Annotated in this window: 2 protein-coding genes; one reads left to right on the forward strand and one right to left on the reverse strand. The window is 37.3% G+C overall.

Annotated features, from left to right (window positions below):
- Positions 1–369: 369 nt before the first annotated feature.
- On the reverse strand, positions 370–927 hold the full coding sequence (gene efp, locus F6K13_RS25795; RefSeq protein ID WP_124145886.1) for an elongation factor P: 558 nt from the start codon (positions 925–927) through the stop codon (positions 370–372).
- Between the two features lie 836 nt (positions 928–1763).
- Here efp and F6K13_RS25800 point away from each other — a divergent pair.
- The gene (locus F6K13_RS25800) at positions 1764–2903 is read left to right on the forward strand and encodes a peptidylprolyl isomerase (protein ID WP_124145887.1); all 1140 of its coding nucleotides are present in this window, start codon (positions 1764–1766) and stop codon (positions 2901–2903) included.
- Positions 2904–3061: the final 158 nt, after the last annotated feature.

Below are 3061 nucleotides of genomic sequence, written 5' to 3' on the forward strand. Positions count from 1 at the left end.
GTATAGATGTAGAAGCGTGAAATTCAAAGCCATAAATTTTTTTTACTTACAGAAGTGAGGTTGAGATTTAGGTTTTAGCATAATTACTACTTATTAATAAAAAAATGTAGCAGTTTAAAGAAAAAGACAGGAAGCTTATTCCCTGCTAGGAATACTGAATTAGATATCCGATCAAACCCAAATTAAAATCAATTACAATAAATAAATTATCAATTTATCTTTTTTATTCCTCTCTTAAGTCTATCTTAATCTTCTAAAGGGGCTTTGTGCGGTGGTAATTATGCACATTTATTAAGCCCCCATAAAGATACCTCAGAATTACACAATCAATGCATAACTTACTTCTAAAATAAATCTAGTTTTCTGCTATTACTCTCTACCCAAATAAGAATCATTTCGAGTATCTATCTTAATCCGTTCTCCCTTAGATATAAATAAAGGAACCATAATTTGAGCTCCTGTTTCGACAATAGCAGGTTTACTACCACCAGTAGCAGTATCTCCTTTAACACCAGGGTCAGTGTCAATTACTTCTAAAGTTACTGAGTTGGGCAGTTCCACTTCTATTACTTGTTCGCCCCACTTAATCACATTAACCTCCATACCTTCGCTTAGATACTTAACACGCTCGCCAATTTGCTCTGAACTTAAACTGGCCTCCTCATAGGTTTCCATATCCATAAACACAAATTGGTCAGCATCTTTATAAGTATGCTGCATAAGTCTCTTATCCAAAGTAGCTTGAGGTACTGTTTCTCCTGCTCTAAATGTTCGTTCCACTACACTACCAGTTTGTGAATTTTTGAGCTTTGTTCGGACAAAAGCAGAACCTTTGCCTGGTTTAACGTGCAGAAATTCTACTACCCGCCAAACTGAACCATCCAATTCAATCGTCACACCGGGGCGAAAATCATTACTAGAAATCATATAACAACGTTATTGCGGTTTTTAATTAAATTATCAGATTAGAACTTAACATTAGACATCGTACAATATTCGGGAGTCAGAAAAATTGTCAAATATCGTGGGAGTAGAAAGCAATTTTTAGCACCTCGTCAAAATAATTTTATGTAAAATTTCTGATGTCTGGCGATCGAAATCAAAAGTTTTTTTGTCTGAGACATATTAAGGCATATAGTAGTACTTTCTGCTGTTAAGACAATAGACTTGAGTTATTTGCGCAGCATTCTGCTAGGAAAAGGCAACAACTCTAGAAGGCATTTTGCCTTAACCTTAAATGCGTAATGTCATCAGGACTTACGCAAAGTACGAAATTATACACCATCTGTAGGGGCAAACGGCCGTTTGCTGGCGCATAACTATAGTTAACGTCCCTACTATATGCGGTGGTTATGGGTAAGTCCTGATCATGTCCGGGTAATTAGTGATAAAAAAACTTTCTCCTTCTATTCTTCTTTCTTCCCTCCTGAGGACTGACTCCTGAATTCTGCTGAGTGATTTATTTATAACTGTTCAACCGGACATGATATAACTCTATATCTCTACTCTATTGCCTATTGCCATATATCAGCAAAACTATAGTGCTGCGCGCAGGCAACAGGCAGTAGGGAACAGCTCATTTGGGGGAATAAAAAGCTAATAATATAAGACTTTTAGCTATTGGACACCTCCTGCAATTTGTAAATATGCCAGCACACATTGCTATAAGTCGTGACCAAATCTAAAACCTAATTTTTGCCCCCAAAAATCCGATGAGTGTGGACAGCCATGTAATATTAGTAAGGGAACAAAAATTCATAAATATGCTAAATCTTCACAATTCCGTCATTAACACTTGTAAACGCTTGCTTAAAACTGGCATCCTAGCACTATTACTTTTCACTTTGTCTGTTGGTCTTAGTGCTGCTTGGTGGGACTTTGGTGGTAGCACAACAACTCGTGAAAGTCGTTTGCCCCAGGGCGATCCGATTACTGATGGTAAGGCATTATTGAGGTATGCTCTACCGATAGACAATGAACCAGTGCGTAAAATACAAAGGAGTCTGGAAGATATTGCTAATAGACTGCGAGCAAAACGTTGGTCTTCTGTTAGTAGTGATATTGCTGCTGCATCTAGGGTTCTTAATATTAGTAAGTCTCAGTTATTAGCTAGTGTTTCTGAGTCGAAACAATCTGAGGCAGAGGCCATAATTGAACAACTCAATCGGGGCATTATTAATATTCGAGAAGTTGCTGAAGCTAAAGATGGGGAACAAGTATTGGAGCAACGGGCACAACTACTGGTATTAGTGGGTCAGCTTGAAAAGTTGATGCTAGAAGGATTTCCGTTTGAAGTACCTTCAGAGTTTGCTAGTTTACCTCAACTCAAAGGTCGCGCTACTATTGAGATGGAAACGGAAAAGGGTTCTTTGACTTTGGTTGTTGATGGTTATAGTGCCCCTATTACTGCTGGTAATTTTGTAGATTTGGTTCAGAGGGGTTTTTATGATGGCCTAGAGTTTATTCGCTCAGAACAGTCTTATGTTTTGCAAACTGGAGACCCTCCTGGCCCAGAAGTTGGTTTTATTGACCCTGGTAGTGGTGAGTATCGTAGTATTCCACTGGAAATTTTGGTCAAGGGAGATCAGGAACCAATATATAGTTTTACTTTAGAAGAAATTGGTCGTTTTCGGGAGCAACCTGTTCTGCCTTTTTCTGCTTATGGTACAGTGGCAATGGCTCGTCCTGAATCTGAAAATGATGGTGGTTCTTCTCAATTTTTCTTTTTCTTATTCCAACCAGAATTAACGCCTGCAGGAGTAAATTTACTGGATGGTCGTTATACGGTTTTTGGTTATGTGGTGGAAGGGAAAAAGGTTTTGGAAAAATTAGGTAAAGGAGACAAAATTATTTCTGCTAAGGTAGTTGCTGGATTAGAAAATCTTGTTGAACCTGAAGCTTAAAATAGTTAGGTAAAACTTAGCCTAAAATTAGGGTAATTGGATAATTTAGCGACTAAAATCATCTTGAGATTTTCAGACTAAGCTACCAATTACTCTAATTAGTTTAAAGTTTAAATAATAAAAATTACAGTTATAAAAATAGGAAAAATTTAGGAAGA

Origin of the sequence: Okeania sp. SIO2B9 (assembly GCF_010672505.1) — a bacterium.
GTDB lineage: Bacteria > Cyanobacteriota > Cyanobacteriia > Cyanobacteriales > Microcoleaceae > Okeania > Okeania hirsuta.

Coding starts and splice junctions, on each gene's coding strand:
- F6K13_RS25800 (WP_124145887.1), top strand. CDS start 1,764: ATGCTAAATCTTCACAATTCCGTCATTAACACTTGTAAACGCTTGCTT.
- efp (WP_124145886.1), bottom strand. CDS start 927: ATGATTTCTAGTAATGATTTTCGCCCCGGTGTGACGATTGAATTGGAT.